Source organism: Pseudomonas sp. A-RE-19 (genome assembly GCF_019956555.1).
Taxonomy (GTDB): domain Bacteria; phylum Pseudomonadota; class Gammaproteobacteria; order Pseudomonadales; family Pseudomonadaceae; genus Aquipseudomonas.
Map to the genome: position 1 here is coordinate 75700 of NZ_JAHBDQ010000011.1, position 21222 is coordinate 96921.

Consider the following 21222-nt stretch of genomic DNA (forward strand, 5'->3'; position numbering starts at 1 on the left):
CTTGTGGCGCTCAATAGCATCGAAGAACTGGTTGAAGACATCCGCCAAGGCAAGATGGTCATCCTCATGGATGACGAAGATCGCGAGAATGAAGGCGACCTGATCATGGCCGCCGAATGCTGCAAGCCTGAACACATCAACTTCATGGCCAAGCACGCCCGTGGCCTGATCTGCATGCCGATGAGCCGTGAGCGTTGCGAACTGCTCAAGTTGCCGTTGATGGCGCCACGCAACGGTTCCGGCTTCGGCACCAAGTTCACTGTGTCCATCGAAGCCGCCGAAGGCGTGACCACCGGTATCTCCGCGGCCGACCGTGCGCGCACCGTGCAAGCCGCTGCCGCCAAAGACGCCAAGGCTGAAGACATCGTCAGTCCCGGCCACATCTTCCCGCTGATGGCCCAGGCCGGCGGCACCCTGGCCCGCGCCGGCCACACCGAAGCCGCCTGCGACCTGGCGCGCATGGCCGGTTTCGAGCCGAGCGGTGTGATCTGCGAAGTGATGAACGACGACGGCACCATGTCCCGTCGCGCCGAGCTTGAAGCGTTTGCCGCCGAACACGACATCAAGATCGGCACCATCGCCGACCTGATTCATTACCGGATGATCCACGAACGTACCGTTCAGCGGATTGCCGAGCAGCCGCTGGACAGCGAACTGGGCCAGTTCAACCTGGTGACCTATCGTGATTCGGTGGAAGGCGACGTGCACATGGCGCTGACCCTGGGCACCGTGTGCGCTGAAGAACCGACGCTGGTTCGAGTGCACAACATGGACCCGCTGCGTGACCTGTTGATGGTCAAGCAACCGGGCCGCTGGAGCCTGCGCGCCGCCATGGCCGCGGTTGCCGAGGCTGGCAGCGGCGTGGTGCTGTTGCTCGGTCACCCGCTCGATGGCGACGTGCTCCTGGCGCATATCCGCGAAACCGCCGATCACAGCGCAGTGAAAAAACCGACCACCTACAGCATCGTCGGCGCCGGTTCGCAGATCCTTCGGGACCTGGGCGTGCGCAAAATGCGCCTGATGAGTGCGCCGATGAAATTTAATGCGATATCCGGTTTCGATCTGGAAGTTGTAGAATACGTGCCCTCCGAATAATGACCGGCAGTTTGCGGGCCTGTATTCGCGGTTAACAAATCACTGAGGGACGCGTAGAAAACGCGTCCCGGCTCTTTAAGAGATCTAACGAATGACCCTGAAGACCATCGAAGGTACCTTCATCGCCCCTAAAGGCCGCTACGCTTTGGTAGTGGGCCGTTTCAACAGCTTCGTCGTTGAAAGCCTGGTCAGCGGTGCAGTTGATGCCCTGGTTCGCCATGGCGTGAGCGAAAGCGACATCACCATCATCCGTGCGCCTGGCGCCTTCGAAATCCCGCTGGTTGCGCAGAAAGTCGCTCAGAAGGGCGAATACGCGGCAATCATCGCCCTGGGCGCGGTCATTCGTGGCGGTACTCCGCACTTCGAATACGTGGCGGGCGAATGCACCAAGGGCCTGGCCCAGGTGTCCATGGAGTTCGGCGTTCCGGTCGCTTTCGGCGTACTGACCGTTGATTCCATCGAGCAAGCCATCGAACGTTCCGGCACCAAGGCCGGCAACAAAGGTGCTGAAGCTGCCCTGTCCGCCCTGGAAATGGTCAGCCTGCTGGCGCAGTTGGAGGCCAAGTGATTAGCGACGATAGCGATCGTTTCAACCCGCGCGATCCAAAGCCTGCGGATGCCGGCAAGCCATCGAAAAGCGTCAAGCGTCGTGAAGCCCGTCAGCTCGCGACTCAGGCGCTGTACCAGTGGCACATGGCCAAGCAGTCGCTGAACGAGATCGAAGCGCAGTTCCGGGTCGATAACGATTTCAGTGATGTTGATGGCGCCTACTTCCGTGAAATCCTGCATGGGGTTCCGGCTCAGAAGGACCGGATCGACGCCGCACTGGCGCCCTGCCTGGACATCACCATCGAAGAGCTGGACCCGGTTGAACTGGCGGTTCTGCGCCTGTCTACCTGGGAGCTGCTCGAGCGCGTTGATGTGCCGTACCGCGTTGTGATCAACGAAGGTATCGAACTGGCCAAGGTCTTCGGTTCCACCGACGGCCACAAGTTCGTCAACGGTGTGCTCGACAAGCTGGCCCCGCGTCTGCGTGAAGCTGAAGTGAAGGCGTTCAAGCGCTGAATTGCGCTTGTACTGTCCTGTCTCGCCGATACGTTCCTTTTTTGGCGAGTGACTGTTGTTGCCAGACAAGGTGCCGCGACAAGTCATAGCCCGCTATGGCGAGGGGCGGCAACGCAGCATGGCGACAACAGACGCTGCCAAACAAAAAAAACAATATTGGTGAGACAGGATACCAAGCCATGGGCGAGTTTGAGCTGATCCGCAATTTCTTTGCCGCCGCGCCTTGTGCGCAAGGCGGCGAAGGCGTTGCACTGGGGATTGGTGATGACTGCGCCTTGCTGGCTGTTCCCCCTGGGGAGCAGTTGGCGATTTCCACCGACACGCTCGTGGCCGGTGTACATTTCGCAGACCCTTGCGACCCGTTTCTGCTCGGCCAGCGCTCGCTGGCCGTAGCTGTCAGTGACCTGGCTGCCATGGGCGCCACGCCCATTGCCTTTACCCTTGCCCTGACCCTGCCTGCGGGGACCGCCGATTGGCTGGAAGCCTTCGCCCGCGGTTTGAACCGCATGGCGCAACATTGCGGTGTGGCGCTGGTGGGGGGCGATACCACCCGCGGACCGCTGAGCCTGACCATGACCGTGTTCGGCCGGGTGCCGACCGGTTTGGCCCTGACCCGCAGTGGCGCTCATCCAGGCGATTTGCTGTGTGTGGGGGGGGAGCTGGGTAACGGCGCGGGCGCATTGCCGCTGGTGCTCGGCCAGCGGACGGCCGAAGCCGCCGTCGCCGATCCGTTGCTGGCTCATTACTGGTCGCCGCAACCGCAGCTGGGTCTGGGCATGGCGTTGCGCGGCAGAGCCACTGCGGCGCTGGATATTTCCGACGGCCTGCTCGCCGACTGCGGGCACATTGCCCTGGCATCGAAAGTCGGGGTTCAGGTTGAGCGGAACAAGCTGCCTCTGTCAAAGGCGTTATTGGCCTTCCTCGGTCAGTCCGGCGCGGAACAAGCCGCCCTGAGCGGTGGCGATGATTACGTACTGGCCTTCACCCTGCCGCCCGCCGAATTGCCATCGTTGCTGGCGGACGGCTGGCCGATCCATGTGCTCGGGCAGGTTGTTGCAGGGCAGGGCGTGACACTGCTGGACGTCGACGGACACGACATCACCCCACCCATCCGGGGTTATCAACATTTTCGGGAGACACCGTGACAGATCATCCCAAACAGGTCCCGGGGGAGTTTGTACCGCCTTCGGTCTGGCGCAATCCGTGGCATTTCCTGGCGTTCGGCTTCGGCTCGGGTACCCTGCCAAAAGCACCGGGCACCTGGGGTTCGTTAGTGGCGTTACCCTTCATTCCGTTGTGGCAGATGCTGCCCGACTGGGGCTACTGGTTGATGCTCGGCATCACCATGCTGTTCGGCTTCTGGCTGTGCGGCAAGGTCGCCGACGATTTGCGCGTGCACGACCATGAAGGCATCGTCTGGGACGAAATGGTCGGGATGTGGATCACCCTGTGGCTGGTGCCGGAAGGTTGGTATTGGTTGCTGGCGGGGTTCCTGATGTTCCGCTTCTTCGACATCCTCAAGCCCTGGCCAATTCGCTGGATCGACCAACATGTGCACGGTGGTGTCGGGATCATGCTCGACGACGTGCTGGCAGGGGTGTTTGCCTGGTTGGCGATGCAAGGGCTGGTGTGGTTTTTCGTCTGAGGCGTCATGTGAGAAAACCGGGGATGGCGCGAAGCGGATGGCTGCTGATGGTTTTTGCGGTGTTTTGCTCGCTCGCCCGGGCGGAGGATGCACCGACGCCGTCCGTGATTCATCTGGCCAGCGAAGCCTGGGAAGACTATACCGCCGCCGATGGTCAAGGCCTGGGCTGGGACGTGTTGCGCAAAGTGTTCGAGCCGGCGGGCGTCAAGCTGGATATTCGAACCGAACCTTATACGCGCGCCAGGGGCCTGGCACAGCGTGGCGAAGTGGACGCTTGTGTCGGTTCTTATCGGGAAGAGGCGAGCGATCTGCTTTATCCGCGCTGGAATTTCGATACCGATCAGATCTACGCATTGGGCCTGGCCAGCAATCCGGCACCGACCCTGGATACCTTGGGCAGCTACCGATTGGCGTGGGTACGCGGTTACAAATATCAGGCTTACCTGCCCAACGTGCAGCGCTATAACGAAGTCGTGCGGCGTACCGGGATTCTGCCGATGCTGACCCACAACCGCGCTGATTACTACATCGATGCGCTGACCGAAGTCGATTACGTCGTTAGCCGAGCCAAGGACCCGTCGCAGTTTCGCCGCACGCATATTGCGGAATTGCCGCTTTACCTGTGCTTCGCTGATACACCGAATGCCCGCACGCTGATGGCGCTGTTCGACCGGCGCATGGAGTCGCTGGTAAAAAGCGGCCTGCTGAAACCGATCTTCGAACGCTGGAAGCAACCTTATCCGTTTCACTCGAACTGAGCACCGATCATGCGGTTGGCGAGCACTTCCCTGTGGGAGCGAGCCTGCTCGCGATGGCGGACTGTCAGCTAACACAGGTGTAACTGACAATCAGCCATCGCGAGCAGGCTCGCTCCCACAGGGAAGGTACGGGATTGATATCAAACTTTTGGATCGTTATGGCCGATAATTCAGCCTAAGCGTCTGCAGGAACGTGCTGTTACAATGCCGCCTCTGCGAATCTTCAGTATTTATAGATCAGGAGCACACCGGTGCCTGTCGTTTTCGTCGCCGCTTCCAAGCTGCCAACGCCTTTTGCGCAATTCACCATGCACGGCTTTCTCGATGAAGAGAATGGGCGCGAGCACGTTGTACTGAGCCTGGGTGATTTTACCGACGGTGCTCCGGTACTCGGCCGTTTGCATTCCGAATGCCTGACGGGTGATGCCTTGTTCAGCCAGCGTTGCGATTGCGGTTCGCAACTCGAGGCGGCGTTGCAGGCGATCGCCCGTGAAGGCCGTGGTGTGTTGCTCTACCTGCGTCAGGAAGGTCGCGGCATTGGCCTGCTGAACAAGATCCGCGCCTATGAATTGCAGGATGGCGGTGCCGACACCGTTGAAGCCAACGAACGTCTGGGCTTCGCCGCCGACCAGCGCGACTACGCCATGTGCCTGCCGATGCTGGAACATCTGGGCGTCAAATCCCTGCGCCTGATGACCAACAATCCACGCAAGGTCAAAGCCTTGACCGACATGGGTATCGTGGTCGCCGAGCGCGTGCCGTTACACACCGGGCACAACCCGCATAACAAACTCTACCTGGCCACCAAGGCCAGCAAGCTCGACCACATGATGGGCAATGAGCATCAGGGCGAGGTTGACCGGGCGTGACTCGCGGTCAGGTACGGCGGCGACTGTCCGTCAACTGGTGGCAGTATCTGGCGCTGGCCTTGCTGCCGCTGTTCGTGATCAACGGCGTATTCGGCCAGACTGAGGCGATTCTGCCGGTGTTGGCCATGCCATTGTTCATCGCGGGTGTGGCTTCGATGTTTGTCAGCCTGAAGTTCTTTGGCGGTTACAAGCACGCGCTGATCGCCACCCAAAAAGCCCTCGACACCCCTGAAGAACCCGCCGCCTGGATCGCCTTGGCCGCGAAACGCCGCGCCGCGTTTCTGGTCGCCGGCCTGCCCGCCTGGATCGGTGCGCTGGCGGTATTCGTCGGTCTTGAAGCCGTCCCATTGGTGCTGCTGGCGCTGTCGACCACAGTACTGTTCTACCTCTACCGTATCCCGCGTCAACTCGGCTGATGCGCAGCATCTGGCTGGCGGTGTTGCTGCTGGCCGTCAACGGCCCGGTGGCTGCGGTCGAGCGGGTTGTCAGCCTGGCGCCATCGCTTTCCGAAATCGTTGTTGAGCTGAACTCGGCTGACCTGCTGGTCGGTGTGCTGGATGCCGGTGAACGTCCCGCCGAGCTCAAAGGCATTCCTTCCGTGGGCAGCTACGGCCAGTTGGATATGGAACGGCTGCTCAGCCTCAAACCCGACCTGTTGCTGCTTTGGCCGGGCAGTATGGGGCCCGCTCAGCGTGAACAGCTCAAAGGGCTGAACATTCCCACCTATGTCGCCGAACCCCACAACCTCGAACAACTTGCCGCCCAGATTGAAGTGATCGCTGCGCAACTCGGAAGACCGGAGCGTGGTGTTTCATTGGCCGAAAATCTGCGTCAGCGACTGGGTTCCCTGCGCCAGCGCTATCGAAGGGATGAGCCGTTACGGGTGTTCTATCAAGTCTGGGACCGGCCGCTGTACACCGTGGGCGGCGGACAGATCATCAGTGATGCGCTGCAGGTGTGTGGAGCGCGCAATGTATTTGCCGACCTGACGCAGCCTGCTCCGCAGGTCAGTGTGGAGGCGGTGTTGCAGCGCAATCCCGAGGTGATTCTGGCCAGTGATCAGGCGCAGCTCGATGCGTGGAAGACCTGGGCCCAGGTGACGGCGGTGGCGCAGGGGCAATTGCTGTTGGTGACCGATAAAGGCCTGGAGCGGCCGAGCGGGCAGATGATCGAAGCGACGGCCAAGTTGTGCCAGTTGATCGCGCCCGATCTCTGAGACCGAGGTGCGGCCATCGCGAGCAGGCTCGCTCCCACACTGGACCGCGTTCAGACATAGATCAATGCGGGAGATCAATGTGGGAGCGAGCCTGCTCGCGATGGGGCCAGTCCAGACACCGCAAACTCTGAATTAGAGCTCCGGCGTCCAGGTTACCCCGAACATCCACGCCCGGCCTTCCTCGCGATACCCGTACTGACTGCCGTCATGGCTGTACAACGCCCGGCTGTAGCCCTTGTCCAGCAGGTTATCGACCTTCAACTCCAGCTTGATTTCGCGATTCAGCGCCCAACTGCTGCGCAACCCCAGCAGCGCATATCCGCCCAATGGCTGCCGGTTGTTCTCGTCGTCATAACTGCTGCTCACCGCTTGCCAACTGGCGCCGAGGCCCAGTCGATCGAGCTGCCGATCGAGGTCCAGGCTCAAGGTCCGCCGTGCACGGCGGGCCAGGGTATGGCCGCTGTCGCGATCCCGTGGGTCGATGAGCGCCAGGCCGAGGTTGCTCTGCCAGCCGAACAGCTCTTGTTTCAAGGCCGCTTCAAAGCCGTTGATGCGCGCCGAAGCAACGTTCGCCGGGCGGTTGTTGCTGCCGAAAATAATCGCGTCTTCCAGATCGGTGCGGTACAGCGAGGCCTCCAGGCGACTGCTCTGCGTCAGCTGACTGCGCCATTGCAGCTCATAACTTTTTGAAGTCTCGGGTTTCAGGTCCGGGTTACTGAAGTCCGGGTAGTAGAGGTCGTTGAAGGTCGGTGCGCGAAAGCCTTCGCTGTAGGTCAACAGCACATCGTTGTCGGGGTTCAGCGGCAGGGTGAAGGTGCCGCTCCAGCTGTTCTGGCTGCCGAATTGCTGGTTCTGATCGTGGCGCAGGCCCAGTTCGGTGGAGAAACTGTCGGCCTGATAGCGATGCTGGATAAACGCTGCGCGGTTCCAGCGGCTGTCTTCGTCGAACGCCGTGCTGCTGTTGATCCGGTCTTCGTACCCGTCGCCGCCCAGGATCAGGCTGTTGCGGTCATCCAGGGTCAGGTCATTCTGCCAGTTCACCGAATCGCGATAGGTGTTGAACACGCTGCGCTCATCGCTGAGCTTGTCGAGCGTCTTCTCGCGGTTTTCGCTGTGACCGAGCTCGATACGGGTTTGCCACCGGTCATTGATCCGCGCGTCGACGTAACTGCTGACGCTGCTCACGGCGAACTCGCTATACGGCTGCTGCTGGAGCGATTCGAAGGTGTTCATGTCGAAGCGGCCGAACGGGTTGTCGAATGCGCTTTTGCCCTGGTTATCCAGCAGGTTGGCACCGATTTCGATGTCGTCGGTGAGCGCGTGACTCAGGCTCAGGCTGACCGATTTGTTGCGGTATTCGTCGTGATCGCCATCGCTGGGCCAGGACTGCCGGGTGCGATTGATGCCCGCGGTTTCATCGAGGCTGGCGCCGAGGTTGAAGCGGGTCTGCGCGTCGCCGCCGGACAATCCGAGGCTGCGCTCCCAGGTCTGATTACTGCCCATCCCCACATGCATGCGTGGTTGCAGGCCTTGTTCGCCGCCACGGCGGGTGAAGATCTGGATCACCCCGCCAATCGCATCGCTGCCGTAGATCACCGAACGGGAGCCGCGTAGTACTTCCACGCGCTCGACCTGATCGATATTGATGTGTTGCAGGTTGCTGTCGCCGGAGGTCGAGTTGCCGATGCGCTGACCGTCGACCAGCACCAGGCTTTGCGCCGACTTGGTGCCACGAATGTAGACCCCCGGCAGACTGCCGCGTCCGCCTGTTTGCCCGACCTGTACGCCCGGTACCCGGCGCAGCAAGTCAGTGACGCTGTCGGGTTGCAGGCGATCGATGTCTTCGCGGGTGAATACGGTGTTGGCGGCACTGCTGTCGTTGCGCGCTTCGACCTGACGGTTGGCGCTGATCAGCACGTCGGGCAGTTTCAGGGCCTGGTCACGTTCGAAGGTGTCGGCCAGAACCTGGCCAGCCGGCAGCAGCGTCAGCGTCAGGGCAAAAGGGGAGAGTTTCATGGGGGATCCGAGGCGAATTCAGATACGACACAACCCCTGTAGGAGCTGCCGAAGGCTGCGATCTTTTGATTTTGCTTTTTTAGATTGAGAGCCGCCGAAGATCAGGATCAAAAGATCGCAGCCTTCGGCAGCTCCTACGAGGGATCGGGTTTACAGGTTGAGCAGCTGCAAACGCTGACGCACCGCTTCTTCGATCCCGGCTTCATCCAGTCCGCATTCGGCCAGCATTTGCGCAGGCTTGGCGTGCTCCACGTAAACGTCCGGCAAGCCCAGGTGCAGCATCGACTTGAGAATGTTCTCGCGGGCGAGGAATTCGCTGACCGCGCCACCGGCACCGCCCATGATTGCGTTCTCTTCGATGGTTACCAGCAATTCATGGCGGCTGGCGATGTCGCGAACCAGTGCTTCGTCGAGCGGTTTGACGAAACGCATGTCGACCACGGTCGCATCCAGCGTCTCGGCGACTTTCAGTGCCTCGGCCAGTTGCACGCCGAACACCAGCAGGGCGACTTTGCTGCCCTGACGGCGAACCACACCCTTGCCGATTTCGATCGGCTCGAGGTCTTTCTCGATGGTCGCATTCGGGCCGGTGCCGCGCGGGTAACGTACGGCTGCCGGGCCGTTGTACAGGTGGCCGGTGCTGAGCATTTTGCGCAGTTCGTTTTCGTCGCTCGGGGTCATCACCAGCATGCCGGGGATGCAGCGCAGGAACGACAAGTCGAAGCTGCCCGCGTGCGTCGGGCCGTCTTCGCCCACCAGGCCTGCGCGGTCGATGGCGAACAGCACGTCGAGGTTTTGCACCGCGACGTCATGAATCAGTTGGTCGTAAGCGCGTTGCAGGAAGGTCGAATAGATCGCCACCACCGGTTTTGCGCCTTCGCAGGCCATGCCGGCGGCGAAGGTCACGGCGTGTTGCTCGGCAATCGCCACATCGAAATAACGCTGTGGGAAACGCTCGCTGAACGCCACCAGATCGGAGCCTTCCTTCATTGCCGGGGTAATCCCGACCAGACGCGGATCAACCGCGGCCATGTCGCACAGCCACTCACCGAACACACCGGAATACTTCGGCCCGCCGGCTTTCTTCGGCGCGGCGGCTGGAGCGTCTAGAGGCTCAAGCTTGGTGATGGCGTGGTAACCGATCGGGTCGACTTCGGCCGGGGCGAAGCCTTTGCCTTTTTTGGTGACCACGTGCAGGAATTGCGGGCCTTTCAGATCGCGCATGTTGCGCAGGGTGGCGATCAGGGTCGGCAGGTCGTGGCCATCGATCGGGCCGATGTAGTTCCAGCCCAGTTCTTCGAACAGGGTGCCGGGGACCAGCATGCCTTTGGCGTATTCTTCGGTGCGACGGGCGATTTCCCAGGCGCCGGGCAGGCGCGACAGGACCTTTTTGCTGCCTTCGCGCATGCTCGCGTAAGTGCGGCTGGAAAGGATTTTCGCCAGATAGTTCGACAGCCCGCCGACGTTGCGCGAGATCGACATGTCGTTGTCGTTGAGGATCACCAGCATGTTGGCGTCCACTTCCGGCGCGTGGTTCAGCGCCTCGAAGGCCATGCCGGCGGTCAGTGCGCCGTCGCCGATCACCGCGATCGCCTTGCGATCACTGTGTTGCAGGCGGGCGGCAATGGCCATGCCCAGCGCTGCGCTGATCGACGTGCTGGAGTGGCCGACGCCAAAGGTGTCGTACTCGCTCTCGGAACGACGCGGGAAGGCGGCAACGCCATCCTTCTGGCGCAGGGTGCTCATGCGCTCGCGACGGCCGGTGAGGATTTTGTGCGGGTAGGCCTGATGACCTACGTCCCACACCAGCCGGTCGTCCGGGGTGTCGAAGACGTAATGCAATGCGATGGTCAGCTCGATCACGCCCAGGCCAGCACCGAAATGCCCACCGGTCTGACCGACCGTGTAGAGCAATTCCAGGCGCAACTCATCGGCCAGGGTTTCCAGCTCGGCTTCGCCTAACCGCCGCAGCCCATCCGGCGTGTTGGCACGGTCGAGCAGGGGCGTGGTCGGGCGTTTGCGGGGAATCTCATGAAACGTCGTGGGCATCAGGCGAATCGTTATAGGTATAAAAGATGCGGCAGTTTACCTGATGCATCGTCCCCTGCCCACGCGTTGGTTTTTTTTGGCAGATACGCCGTCAGCTGCGGCGATCGACGATGTACCGGGCCAGATCGCGCAAGGGCTCGGCCGCCGCGTCAAACGGTCGCAGCGCGTGCAAGGCCTGGTCGCGCAGTTCCAGGGCATAAGCCTTGGCCGCGTCGAGACCGAGCAGGGCCGGGTAGGTCGGTTTGTCCCGGGCGATGTCGGCGCCTTGGCGTTTGCCGAGGGTTTCGGTGTCACTTTCGACGTCGAGAATGTCGTCCTGGACCTGAAATGCGAGACCAATGGCCTGTGCATAACTTTGCAGGGACTTGAGTTCATCCTTCGCGGCATGGCCGCTGGCCAGGGCGCCGAGCTTGACGCTGACTTCGATCAACGCGCCGGTCTTGTGCCGATGCATGTATTCGAGGGCTTTTTGATCGAGCTTCAAGCCCACCGAGCCGAGGTCGATGGCTTGCCCGCCGACCATGCCCGCCGGGCCGGCCGCCAATGCCAGGGCGCTGACCATCTGCAGGCGGGTTTCAGCGTCGCAACTGCTCAGGCGCGGGTCGAGCAGGGCGCTGAAGGCCAGGCTCTGCAAACCGTCTCCGGCGAGGATTGCACAGGCTTCATCGAATTTTTTATGCGTAGTCGGCTGACCGCGACGCAGATCGTCGTCGTCCATGGCCGGCAAATCGTCGTGTACCAGCGAATAGGCGTGGATCAGCTCCACCGCGCAGGCCGCGCCGTTGGCTTGCTCGGCCTTGCCACCCAGCGCCTCACACGCGGCGTAAGCCAGCAGCGGACGCACACGCTTGCCGCCATTCATCACGCTGTAGCGCATGGCTTCGTAGAGGCGGGCGAGTTCAGGGCCTGGCGCGTTGAACAGGGTTTCCAGTGCTGCGTTGACGCGGGCCTGGCTGGCCGCCGAATACGTCGCAATCATTCTGGCTGATCCGCGTCGAAGGGTTCCTCGGCCAGCTCGCCATCACGTTCGAGCAGCACTTGAACCTTTTGCTCGGCCTGGGCCAGCGCCGCCTGGCAGTCGCGGGTCAGACCGATGCCTTGCTCGAAAGCCGTCAGCGAGTCTTCCAGCGACAATTCGCCGTTCTCCAGACGCTCCACCAGCGTTTGCAGGTCAGCGAGAGATTGTTCGAAATCCAGTGCAGCTTTTTTGCGGGCCATGGCGGCTATTTCCGGTTGACGTTAAACCGGCGCGACACTAGCAGACATGGGGGGTATGGGCAAATGAACGGGCCTGAAAACCCCTGTCGCTGCGTCGGAAAAATCGGGCTCAGAATGCCTCAATATCAGGAGGACGGATCTGATACCGAGTGCTGCGCCCGCCACCGGGCAGGCGTTTCAGGCAGCCCTTCTCCAGCAGTTCGGACAGATGACGGGTAGCGGTGGCTTTGGAAACCTTTGCCACGGCCTGATATTGAGCCGCGCTAATCCCCTCCTTGAACCCCCGTTCTCCACCATCAAGTAGGCGATTCAGCACTTTGATCTGCTCAGCCGACAGTTCAGATTCTCGATGTGCCTGCCAGAAACGCGCTTTGCCCAGCACCGACTCGATCCGGCTCATGGCTTGCTGCAAGCTGCGCAGGAGGGCTCGCAGAAACCATTCCAGCCATTGCGTGATATCCAGCGTGGCTTTCTGACTGGTTTCGAGTACTCGATAGTAGCCGGAGCGATCCTCCAGGATGCTCGCCGACATGGCATAGAAACGGATAGCCTGGGCCTCACCCTGCGCCAGTGCCAGGTCGGTGATGGTTCGCGTCAGGCGGCCATTGCCGTCGTCGAAGGGGTGCAAAGTGACGAACCAGAAGTGTGCGATGCCGGCCCGCAGTAACGGATCGAGTTCTGTCTGATTCAGGCTGGCTTCAAACCAACGGAGAAACGTGTCGAGTTGATGCTCAAGGCCTTGGCGAGGCGGCGCTTCGAAGTGGACGGTCGGCCTGTCGAGTCGCCCCGAAACCACTTGCATCGGCTCATCGCCGCGCAACGCGCCAACATGGATCGGCCGGGCGGCGAAGTCTGTGTCTTGATCAGGAAACAGCCATTTATGCCATTCCTGCAATCGCTCCAATGTCAGTGGTTGCGCAAAGTGTTGAGTGGCATCGAGCATCAACTGCGCAAGCCCTTCGCTGCGTTGGCTGACTTGATCGCCATCAACGGGCTCCAGACCCAAACGTCGCGCAAGAGAAGAGCGCACGGAGCCAACATTCAGTTGCTCGCCTTCGATAGCCGAAGACGTCACGATGTTCTGCAGTAACGCATCCAGTTCGTTCTGCGCGATGAGTGAGCTACCCACGGAACTGGTCATGCCCATCAACCGCCCTTGTGCCTGCACACACTCGCGCAATAGCGATGTCAGGCGCTCGGCTTGCCAATTGAAATTTGGCCAATCAGGCCGTTGCCAAATCCAGTGAGGGGCCATGAACTCGGGTACTCCAAAGTGAATGAGCCGAATAATAGTCGTATTCGGCTCATTATGTGAGCCGAATACGATCGTTATTCGGCTCACGCCCGACAATCACCGTGATTTCCACCGCAAATATAGACGCATCAGATTGTTAAAAAACTGCCGAATGGCTAATCTTCGCGCCTTCTACGACCCTATATTCAAGGGTCTTTCTGACGAAACGCAGTTTTTTGGATCTGTAACGCGCCGAGGATCGGGCGCAGGGTTTCGTTATGCATGGCAGGAGGCGTTACATGCGTTGTGTTCTTTCACTGCTGATCACGCTGGTCTGCGCCCAGGCTGCCTGGGCCGAGCCCACGGCCGAGTTGTCGGAGCCGGTGGGCGGCTGGCGCTATCACGGCCTGCTGGACCGCAGTGAAAACCCTCGAGTCGCCTATCCCACGCCGCCCATCGACCGGGGCGTGCAGCGCAATCGCACGATGATCGAAGGCCAGCTCAAGGCTCTCGGCACGTTGCGTCCGCCCCATAGTCTGGCGGTCAATGGCAATCCCCTGAATTTGTACACCGACGAGCAAGGGCGCTTTGCCCGGCCGTATGCGTTCGGCGCCGGGTCCAACAGCGTCGAAGTGCGCAGTTCCGAGGGCAAGTCCCTCAAGCGCGTTCAATTCTATGAAGCCAACAACCTGCGCACGCCGGCGCGAATTCGCGTGGTGCTGGGTTGGGACGATCCCAAGGCCGAGCTCGACCTGCACATCATTACCCCCGACGGCCAGCATGCGTTCTGGGCTCGCCCGGCGATGAGCAATGGCGGCGGCCTGGACCCGGACGGGGTCGATGGCCCCGGTCCGGAAATGTTCACCATGACCGCGCCGATGCATGGCACCTACCTGGTTTATGTGAACTATTGGGGCAACTTCGGCAGTGGCGGCTATAACTTCGATGAGTCCAGCAACCAGAACGAGGTGATCACCTCGCAAATCAATCTGGTGCTCAACGAAAACACCGTCGACGAAAAACGCGAGACGTTCATCGTGCCCTTGCGGGCGATCGGCGACCTGCTGCTGGTCAAGACTTTCAACTATTAAACATCCCGCACCACGGATGAATTGGGTTTGTGAACATGAGCGATAACACGATTTCACCCGCCGTTCCCTCGGCCGCTGGCGCACCTGCGACCAAAACTTCCCGTCGCTGGCCGGCGCTGGTGATCGGGTTGTGCCTGGTGGCCGGCGTGGTGGGCGGATTGGGCTGGTTCCTGCACAAACCCAAAGCCCCGCCTGCGGAACTGGCCAGCGACAAACTGGGCATGAGCCGCCCGGACGGTTTGCTCGAAACCCATTCCCTGAGCCAGCTGCCCAAGGATTTGCTGGCCGTGCCGTTTCTCAAGGAAACCCTGACCGAAGATTTCGTCTTCTATTACGAAGCCCACGCCGACCGTCTCGGTTTGATCGGCAGTCTGCGGCGGATCATTTACGAGCATGACCTGAAGTTGCAGGACAGCCTGATCGAGCAGCTGTTCGATCAACCGGCGGATGTGGCGCTGTGGCGTGGGGCGGATGGGCGACTCAAGGATTTCCTGTTGGTGATGGATCGCGGTGGGCTGGCCAAGGTGCTGGAGCCGCTGGCAAAAGTGGCGCTGGACGATACGCAGCTGAGCAAACTCAGCGAGGTGAAAGTCGGCGCCGACGCTGTCACGCTCTATCAGCTCACCTACAACGCCAGCAAGTCATTGGTGTTCGCCTCCCATGGCGACAAACTGGTGGTGCTGTCCAATCCGGCCAAGCTCTATGACCCGGAAAACGGCGCCTCCGAGGACACCGGCAGCGTTTCGACCAAGGCCATCGCCGCCTTGCTCAACGGCGACAAACTGTTCCCCGAAGCCTTCGGCCTGCCACCGCGTACGCCTGAGGTGAAACAGCGCCTCTCGGTCAACTCCAGCGTGCTGGCCATGGGTTACCAGCGCTTCATTCCGAACTTCGCCGGCCTGCGTTTCGACATGGATGACAAGGGTTGGCACAGCTTCCTGGCCATGGACGAACTGGAGAACCAGCCAGACTTCGACTTCAAACCGATCTGGCAGGCCATGCCCATGGGCGCCAGCGCCTGTGTCGCCTTGCCACTGGCCGCCGAACAACAGAAACCGCTGCTGGTGAAACTCGGTGCCGACGACGCGGTGGCCCAAGCCCTGACCGAACACATGGCCGGTGCCGCCGGCCTGTGCTGGTACGCCGATTCGCGGCTGTACACGCCGCTGCTGGTGGCCAGCCTGAACGACGATGCCAGCGCCAAACTCGATGGCGACCTGGGCAACCTGTTCGGCTCGATGGTCGGCGCCTATGAAGGCAACGTCGCTGATCACGCGTTCCCGGTGGTCGAGAAACAGGAAGGTCAAACCCATCAGTGGCAGCGCCAGGTCAGCTCCAACTTCGGTCCCTATCAGGCCAAGGATGCCGAGCAACCGGATGCGATCACCGGCAAAGCCTTTATGCGCGTGAGCCTGGCGCGCCACGGTTCGACGCTGTTGTTTTCCCTCGACGACAAGCTGGTCGACAAAGCGCTGGGCACCCTCGACAAACGCTTCCCGCCGTTGGCTGACGTGCTGCCGAAAGACCTGCTGATGCCGATCTATTTCGGCCCGGATTCCATGGCGCAGCTGATGCAACAGGAAACCCTCGACAGCTTGCCGCAAGACATGGAACCGGTGTTTTACAACGCCGCGCAAACCTACCTGATCCCAAAACTGCGCACCCTCGGCGGCTACGGCAAATACGCCCTGACCTTGCCCAAAGGCAGCGAGCCCGACGGCCACTGGCAGTGGCTGCCGCTTGAGTGGAAAGCCCTGTGACCGCACTTATCCGAGGCCTCGGCCTGCTGGCGTTGCTGCTGGGGACTCGCACATTTGCCAGCGAAACCGCCGCGCTCGACCCGCAGCAATCCCAGGTGTTCCGCGCCTGGTTCGTGCGCATCGCCCAGGAACAGCTGACCCAAGGCCCGAGCCCGCGCTGGTATCAGCAGGACTGCGCCGGGCTGGTGCGGTTTGCCGCCAACGAAGCGCTGAAAGTCCATGACGACAAATGGCTGCGCAGCAATGGTCTGTCCAATCGCTACCTGCCGCCGGAACTGCAATTGAGCGACGCCCAGCGCGGCCTCGCCCAGCAATGGCAACAGGGCGGCGGCAAAGTCGGGCCCTATGTCAACGCGATCAAACTGATCCAGTTCAACAGCCATCTGGTCGGCCGCGATCTGGCCCAGGCCCGGCCTGGCGACCTGATGTTTTTCGATCAAGGCGACGACCAGCACCTGATGATCTGGATGGGCCGCTTCATCGCCTATCACACCGGCACCACCACCCCCACCGACAACGGCATGCGCTCCGCAAGCCTGCAACAACTCATGACATGGAAGGACACCCGATGGATACCCGACGCAGCCAACCCCAACTTCATCGGCGTCTATCGACTGAACTTTCTCTCCCAATGATCGGTGCCCGCATGCTGCGCATTTGCTCAAAACTGCCTCTGTTGCTGGCGCTGCTTGTGCCGCTGACTTCGGTCAACGCGGAAGACACCGTCGAGCCGAGCGGCTATACCCCGGTGGTCGGTGAGAGTTTCTTTCTGCTGGCCGACAGCAGTTTCGCCAGCGACGAGCAGGCGATGGTTCGCCTCGAAGCCCCAGGCCGCGATTACCGCCGGTTTCGCATGGAGCCTTATGGCGGCGCCGACATTCGTGTGTATCGCATCGACAAGCCGCTGGACTTCCTCAAGCGCCAGAAGAACCTGCATCGGGTGGTCAGCGATGGTCAGTTCAAGGGTGAAGGCCTGTCGAATACCCTCGCGTATCTGTGGGACAACTGGTACCGCAAATCCCGTCGGGTGATGCAGCGGGCGTTTTCCTACGAGTCGCGTAAACAAGTCACCGAGGAAGTGCCGGAACTGAAGATGGGCACCGCCATCGCCGCACCAACGCCTTACGACGCTCAGCCGCAATTCGCGTTGATTCCGGGCCTGCCGGTGGTCAGTCAATTCCGTTATCCGCTGTGGCAAGCCAAACCGATCCAGCCACCTGAGGGCGTGAACCTGGCCGGTTCTTCCAGCGAGTTCGTCAGCGTCTCGCCGGGCAACGTGTACATCCCGTTGGGCAACCTGAAACCGGGCCTGTATCTGGTGGAAGCGCTGATCGGCAAATACCGCGCGACCACCATGGTGTTCGTCTCCAACACCGTAGCCGTGAGCAAGATTGCCGGCGATGAATTGCTGGTGTGGGCAGCGCGCAAACACGAAGGCAGTTCGGTGCCCAAGGTCAATGTGCTGTGGACCGACGGCCTGGGCGTGATGAGCAGCGGCGCGACTGACGCCGATGGTTTGCTGCGTCTGAAACACGTCAGCCCGGAGCGTTCGTTCGTGATCGGCGAGGACGAAGAGGGCGGGGTATTCGTCTCCGAGAACTTCTATTACGACAGCGAAATCTACGACACCAAACTCTATGCGTTCACCGATCGGCCGCTGTATCGGCCGGGGGATTGGGTGTCGTTGAAAATCGTCGGTCGCGAGTTCAAGAATGCGCGGGATTCCGTGGCACCGACCGCTGCCGACGTCAATGTGACCGTGCTCGATGCCACCGGCACGGCGCTGCAATCGTTGGCGCTGAAGCTCGACTCCAAGGCAGGTACTCAGGGCCGTTTCCAACTGCCGGACAACGCGGTGGCGGGCGGTTATGAACTGCGTTTCAGCTACAAGGATCAGGCCTACAGCAGCGCCTTCCGCGTCGCCGAATACATCAAGCCGCACTTCGAGATTTCCCTGAACCTGGCCAAGCAGGATTACCGCACCGGTGAACCGGTGAAGGGCAATCTGGTGTTGTTGTACCCGGACGGCAAACCGGTGGCCAATGCCAAGTTGAGCCTGAGCCTGCGCGCCCAGCAACTGTCGATGGTCGACAACGAACTGCAATACCTCGGGCAATTCCCGGTGGAACTGACCAGCGCCGAACTGACCACCGACGCCAAGGGCAACGCGAGCCTCGACCTGCCCGCCGCCGAGAAACCGAGCCGCTACATGCTTACCGTGTTCGCCAGCGATGGCGCGGCGTATCGGGTCAAGACCACCAAGGAAATCCTCATTGATCGCGGTGCAGCCAGTTTCCGCCTGAGCGCCCCTCAACGGTTCAGCGCGGTGGGCGCCAAGGTTGCATTCAGCTATGCCAACGAAGGTGTCAGCGAGCAGAGCAAAGCGGTCAAGCCGAGCAGCTACAGCTGGGTGCGACTCGAAGATCAGACCACGGGCGAAGGTAAACTTGCCGCCACCGATAAAGGCTTCACCCTGACCTTCGACCGTCCTGGCACTTACAACCTGACGCTGAAAGATGACCATGGCCGCGTGCTTGGCGCGACCGGTCATTCGGTCACCGGCGACGGCGTCAAAGCCGTGCCCGGCACCGTGGAAATCGTCCTCGACAAACCCGAGTACAAGGCCGGCGACGAAGCCCTCGCGTTGATCACTTTCCCCGACCCGATTATCGATGCGTTGTTGTCGCTCGAGCGCGACAAGGTCGAAGCCACGGCGTTGCTGTCCAAGGGCGGCGACTGGCTGAAGATGGAAAAGCTCAGCGACACCCAATACCGCGCGCGGATCCCGGTGAAAGACAACTACGCGCCAAACCTGACCTTCTCCGTGCTCTACACCAAGGGCGGTCAGTACAGCTTCCAGAACGCCGGCATCAAAGTGGTTGCGCCGCAAATCGACGTGGCCATCGCCACCGATAAAGAGGCGTATCAGCCCGGCGATACCGTGTCGGTTGACCTGACCACCCAGTTCGCCGGCAAGCCGATTCCGGCGCACCTGACGGTCAGCGTGGTCGATGAGATGGTCTATGCGTTACAGCCCGAAGTCGCCCCGACCATCGACCAGTTCTTCTATCACCCGCGCCGCAACAACGTGCGCACCAGCGCCAGCCTGTCGTTCATCAGCTACGACGTGGCATTGCCGGGCAGCCCAGGCGCACCGGGCAAATCCAACCGTAGCGAGCGTGGGGTGAAAGTGCTGGAACGTCCGCGTCGCGAAGACATCGACACCGCCGCGTGGGAGCCGGAATTGGTGACTGACGCCAACGGTAAAACCCGCTTCACCTTCAAAATGCCGGACTCCTTGACCCGCTGGCGCATCACCGCACGGGCCATCGCCGATGACGGCCAGGTCGGGCAGAAGAAGCAATTTGTTCGCTCGGAAAAACCGCTGTACCTGAAGTGGAGCGGCCCGACCACATTCCGTAACGGCGACAAACCGGACCTCGGTGTGTTCGCTTTCAGTCAGGCCGAGAAGCCGGTCAAGGCTGAGTTGGTGATTCATTACGCCGGCGCCGATCAGCGTGTGCCGGTGACCCTGAACAACGGCATCAACTACATCGCGCTGCCGACATTCCCGTTGGCCAGTGGTGACTGGACCGCTGAGCTGGTGCAGGACGGCAAAACCGCTGATGCCCTGGCCGTGCGCCTGACCGCGACCGGCGAAGGTTGGCAAGTGACGCAGACTCAAAGCCTGGACGCAGCCAGTGGTGATACACCGCTGACCCTGCCGGCCGACGCCAGCGATATTCGTCTGCGCCTGGATGACAGCCCGCAAGCGCTGTTCCGTTCGGCCCTCGATGATCTGCTGAGTTATCCGTACGGTGGTGTCGAGCAAACGGCCAGCCGTTTGTTGCCACTGAGCATTGCGTATCCATCGCTGTCGTCGAACCCACAGATTCGCGATCGCTTGCGCCTGATCATGCAGAACAGCCGTCTGCGGCTGGTGCAAATGGCCGGGCCTTCGGCGAGCTTCACCTGGTGGGGCATGGACGGCGAGCCGGATGCGTTCCTCACCGCTTACGCTTATTACGCCGACTGGAACGCCAGCAAAGTGCTGGAACTGAGTCTGCCGCCGGAGCATTGGCAGCGGGTGTTGGAGGTCTATTCGAAACAGGCCAGGAACACGCCGTTGCTGCAGCGTGCACTGATCCTGTCCTTTGCCAAGCAAATGCAATTGCCGGTCAACACCTTGCTCAGCGGTTTGATGGATGACCTGGCAAAAGCCGGCGACGGCAATGCCGCGAACCTGATGGAGGATGGCGAAGACAGCATCGTCATGAGCGATCCGGATTCAGCGTTGGGTCTGGCGGCGGCGCGTGCGCTGACGGCTTCTTTGGCCAAGCAGTCCAAGGTGACGCTGCCGGATGCGTTCAATCGTCAATTGCCGGATGCGCAACAACGATTGGCCGTGAGTTCGCAGCCGTTTGCCGAAGCCTTGAACCTGTCGCTGCAAGCCTTCGATCAGGCTCACGCGACAGCGTTGCTGCAACGTCTGTTGCCACAGCAATCGACCCTGGAGCGCGCGTTGGCGTTGACCTGGTTGCAACGCAGCATCGAGCAAGCCTCGCCGACCATCGCACTGGCGCCGGGTGAAGGCTGGAAGAAGCGCTACGGTGATACCGGTGAGATGTACTGGACGTGGCAAGGCGCTACGCCGGTGCCGGCGGTGTTGTCGCTGACCGGGACACAAGAGCGCCCGCTGCGTGCCGCGCTGAGCTACCAGACCCAACAACCGGCAATCGATCCGATGGCCGTGACCATTACCCGTCGTCTGTCGCGTCTGGTGCCGGGTGACGAAGCGTTCGAATTCAAACTCGAAGCGGTCGGTACCAAGCCGTTGTCCAGCGACAGCCTGTATCTGGACGAAGTGATCATCACCAGCAAAGCCGCCAAACCGCTGCGTTACGGCATGCTCGAAGTGCCGCTGCCACCGGGCGCCGATGTCGAGCGCACCACCTGGGGCATCAAGCTGATGGGCAAGGCCGGCACCGAGCCGACCGCGCTGGAGAAGGCCCGTTTCGAACCGGGGCAACTGGCTTACGCGATCCCGGTGGATGCCCTGAGCGGCGAATTGCGCCTGCGTCATCTGGTGCGCTTCTCGCAAAAAGGTCAGTTCAACCTGCCGCCGGTGCGTTTCACTCAAATCTACGCGCCGCAGCATCAGGCTCAGGAGCAGAAGCCCGCGCTCGGCCAGGTCTCGGTCCACTGA

The 21222-nt window shown here is 61.2% G+C and carries 18 protein-coding genes; 13 read left to right on the forward strand and 5 right to left on the reverse strand.

Annotation, left to right across the window (positions count from 1 at the left end; genetic code table 11):
- Positions 1 to 3: 3 nt before the first annotated feature.
- The 9 genes from ribBA (at position 4) to KGB14_RS08565 (ending at position 6648) form a co-directional block, all read left to right on the forward strand.
- Positions 4 to 1095, forward strand: a complete 1092-nt coding sequence (gene ribBA / locus KGB14_RS08525) for a bifunctional 3,4-dihydroxy-2-butanone-4-phosphate synthase/GTP cyclohydrolase II (RefSeq protein WP_223485615.1) — start codon at positions 4 to 6, stop codon at positions 1093 to 1095.
- Between the two features lie 91 nt (positions 1096 to 1186).
- On the forward strand, positions 1187 to 1663 hold the full coding sequence (gene ribE / locus KGB14_RS08530; protein WP_003185938.1) for a 6,7-dimethyl-8-ribityllumazine synthase: 477 nt from the start codon (positions 1187 to 1189) through the stop codon (positions 1661 to 1663).
- Complete coding sequence (gene nusB, locus KGB14_RS08535) at positions 1660 to 2160, forward strand: transcription antitermination factor NusB (protein ID WP_038981348.1); 501 nt, start codon at positions 1660 to 1662, stop codon at positions 2158 to 2160. The genes ribE and nusB overlap by 4 nt, the downstream gene beginning before the upstream one ends.
- 179 nt (positions 2161 to 2339) lie before the next feature.
- Positions 2340 to 3305, forward strand: coding sequence for a thiamine-phosphate kinase (gene thiL, locus KGB14_RS08540; protein WP_223485617.1), 966 nt, complete (start codon positions 2340 to 2342; stop codon positions 3303 to 3305).
- A complete protein-coding gene (locus tag KGB14_RS08545) occupies positions 3302 to 3805 on the forward strand; it encodes a phosphatidylglycerophosphatase A (RefSeq protein ID WP_223485619.1) in 504 nt (167 codons plus the stop codon). Before thiL ends, KGB14_RS08545 begins: the two co-directional genes overlap by 4 nt.
- A gap of 23 nt (positions 3806 to 3828) precedes the next feature.
- Positions 3829 to 4563: a substrate-binding periplasmic protein gene (locus tag KGB14_RS08550; RefSeq protein ID WP_223485621.1), complete on the forward strand. Its 735-nt coding sequence runs from the start codon at positions 3829 to 3831 to the stop codon at positions 4561 to 4563.
- Between the two features lie 251 nt (positions 4564 to 4814).
- Positions 4815 to 5432: a GTP cyclohydrolase II gene (ribA, locus tag KGB14_RS08555; RefSeq protein WP_223485623.1), complete on the forward strand. Its 618-nt coding sequence runs from the start codon at positions 4815 to 4817 to the stop codon at positions 5430 to 5432.
- Complete coding sequence (locus tag KGB14_RS08560; RefSeq protein WP_223485625.1) at positions 5429 to 5848, forward strand: MFS transporter; 420 nt, start codon at positions 5429 to 5431, stop codon at positions 5846 to 5848. Before ribA ends, KGB14_RS08560 begins: the two co-directional genes overlap by 4 nt.
- The gene (locus tag KGB14_RS08565) at positions 5848 to 6648 is read left to right on the forward strand and encodes a cobalamin-binding protein (protein WP_223485627.1); all 801 of its coding nucleotides are present in this window, start codon (positions 5848 to 5850) and stop codon (positions 6646 to 6648) included. The genes KGB14_RS08560 and KGB14_RS08565 overlap by 1 nt, the downstream gene beginning before the upstream one ends.
- A 132-nt stretch (positions 6649 to 6780) precedes the next feature.
- On the opposite strand, the gene KGB14_RS08570 is transcribed toward KGB14_RS08565, so the two are convergent.
- The 5 genes from KGB14_RS08570 to KGB14_RS08590 form a co-directional block, all read right to left on the reverse strand.
- On the reverse strand, positions 6781 to 8664 hold the full coding sequence (locus tag KGB14_RS08570; protein WP_223485629.1) for a TonB-dependent receptor domain-containing protein: 1884 nt from the start codon (positions 8662 to 8664) through the stop codon (positions 6781 to 6783).
- A 150-nt stretch (positions 8665 to 8814) separates the two neighbouring features.
- On the reverse strand, positions 8815 to 10713 hold the full coding sequence (dxs, locus tag KGB14_RS08575) for a 1-deoxy-D-xylulose-5-phosphate synthase (protein ID WP_223485631.1): 1899 nt from the start codon (positions 10711 to 10713) through the stop codon (positions 8815 to 8817).
- A gap of 91 nt (positions 10714 to 10804) precedes the next feature.
- Positions 10805 to 11692 carry a (2E,6E)-farnesyl diphosphate synthase gene (ispA, locus tag KGB14_RS08580; protein WP_223485633.1) on the reverse strand — a complete coding sequence of 296 codons (888 nt, stop codon included), beginning with the start codon at positions 11690 to 11692 and terminating at the stop codon, positions 10805 to 10807.
- On the reverse strand, positions 11689 to 11931 hold the full coding sequence (locus KGB14_RS08585; RefSeq protein ID WP_007894317.1) for an exodeoxyribonuclease VII small subunit: 243 nt from the start codon (positions 11929 to 11931) through the stop codon (positions 11689 to 11691). Before KGB14_RS08585 ends, ispA begins: the two co-directional genes overlap by 4 nt.
- A 109-nt stretch (positions 11932 to 12040) precedes the next feature.
- The gene (locus KGB14_RS08590; protein ID WP_223486041.1) at positions 12041 to 13186 is read right to left on the reverse strand and encodes a Fic family protein; all 1146 of its coding nucleotides are present in this window, start codon (positions 13184 to 13186) and stop codon (positions 12041 to 12043) included.
- Between the two features lie 278 nt (positions 13187 to 13464).
- On the opposite strand from KGB14_RS08590, the gene KGB14_RS08595 reads away from it, so the two are divergent.
- From KGB14_RS08595 to KGB14_RS08610, 4 genes are read left to right on the forward strand one after another with little or no spacing between them, the layout of a single operon-like run.
- A complete protein-coding gene (locus KGB14_RS08595; RefSeq protein ID WP_223485635.1) occupies positions 13465 to 14256 on the forward strand; it encodes a YfaP family protein in 792 nt (263 codons plus the stop codon).
- Between the two features lie 35 nt (positions 14257 to 14291).
- Positions 14292 to 16016: a DUF2138 domain-containing protein gene (locus KGB14_RS08600; RefSeq protein WP_223485637.1), complete on the forward strand. Its 1725-nt coding sequence runs from the start codon at positions 14292 to 14294 to the stop codon at positions 16014 to 16016.
- Complete coding sequence (locus KGB14_RS08605; RefSeq protein ID WP_411740777.1) at positions 16013 to 16651, forward strand: DUF1175 domain-containing protein; 639 nt, start codon at positions 16013 to 16015, stop codon at positions 16649 to 16651. The genes KGB14_RS08600 and KGB14_RS08605 overlap by 4 nt, the downstream gene beginning before the upstream one ends.
- Positions 16648 to 21222: an alpha-2-macroglobulin family protein gene (locus KGB14_RS08610; protein ID WP_223486045.1), complete on the forward strand. Its 4575-nt coding sequence runs from the start codon at positions 16648 to 16650 to the stop codon at positions 21220 to 21222. The genes KGB14_RS08605 and KGB14_RS08610 overlap by 4 nt, the downstream gene beginning before the upstream one ends.

Coding starts and splice junctions, on each gene's coding strand:
- ribE (WP_003185938.1), top strand. CDS start 1,187: ATGACCCTGAAGACCATCGAAGGTACCTTCATCGCCCCTAAAGGCCGC.
- thiL (WP_223485617.1), top strand. CDS start 2,340: ATGGGCGAGTTTGAGCTGATCCGCAATTTCTTTGCCGCCGCGCCTTGT.
- KGB14_RS08550 (WP_223485621.1), top strand. CDS start 3,829: ATGGCGCGAAGCGGATGGCTGCTGATGGTTTTTGCGGTGTTTTGCTCG.
- KGB14_RS08565 (WP_223485627.1), top strand. CDS start 5,848: ATGCGCAGCATCTGGCTGGCGGTGTTGCTGCTGGCCGTCAACGGCCCG.
- KGB14_RS08570 (WP_223485629.1), bottom strand. CDS start 8,664: ATGAAACTCTCCCCTTTTGCCCTGACGCTGACGCTGCTGCCGGCTGGC.
- dxs (WP_223485631.1), bottom strand. CDS start 10,713: ATGCCCACGACGTTTCATGAGATTCCCCGCAAACGCCCGACCACGCCC.
- ispA (WP_223485633.1), bottom strand. CDS start 11,692: ATGATTGCGACGTATTCGGCGGCCAGCCAGGCCCGCGTCAACGCAGCA.
- KGB14_RS08585 (WP_007894317.1), bottom strand. CDS start 11,931: ATGGCCCGCAAAAAAGCTGCACTGGATTTCGAACAATCTCTCGCTGAC.
- KGB14_RS08590 (WP_223486041.1), bottom strand. CDS start 13,186: ATGGCCCCTCACTGGATTTGGCAACGGCCTGATTGGCCAAATTTCAAT.
- KGB14_RS08595 (WP_223485635.1), top strand. CDS start 13,465: ATGCGTTGTGTTCTTTCACTGCTGATCACGCTGGTCTGCGCCCAGGCT.
- KGB14_RS08600 (WP_223485637.1), top strand. CDS start 14,292: ATGAGCGATAACACGATTTCACCCGCCGTTCCCTCGGCCGCTGGCGCA.
- KGB14_RS08610 (WP_223486045.1), top strand. CDS start 16,648: ATGATCGGTGCCCGCATGCTGCGCATTTGCTCAAAACTGCCTCTGTTG.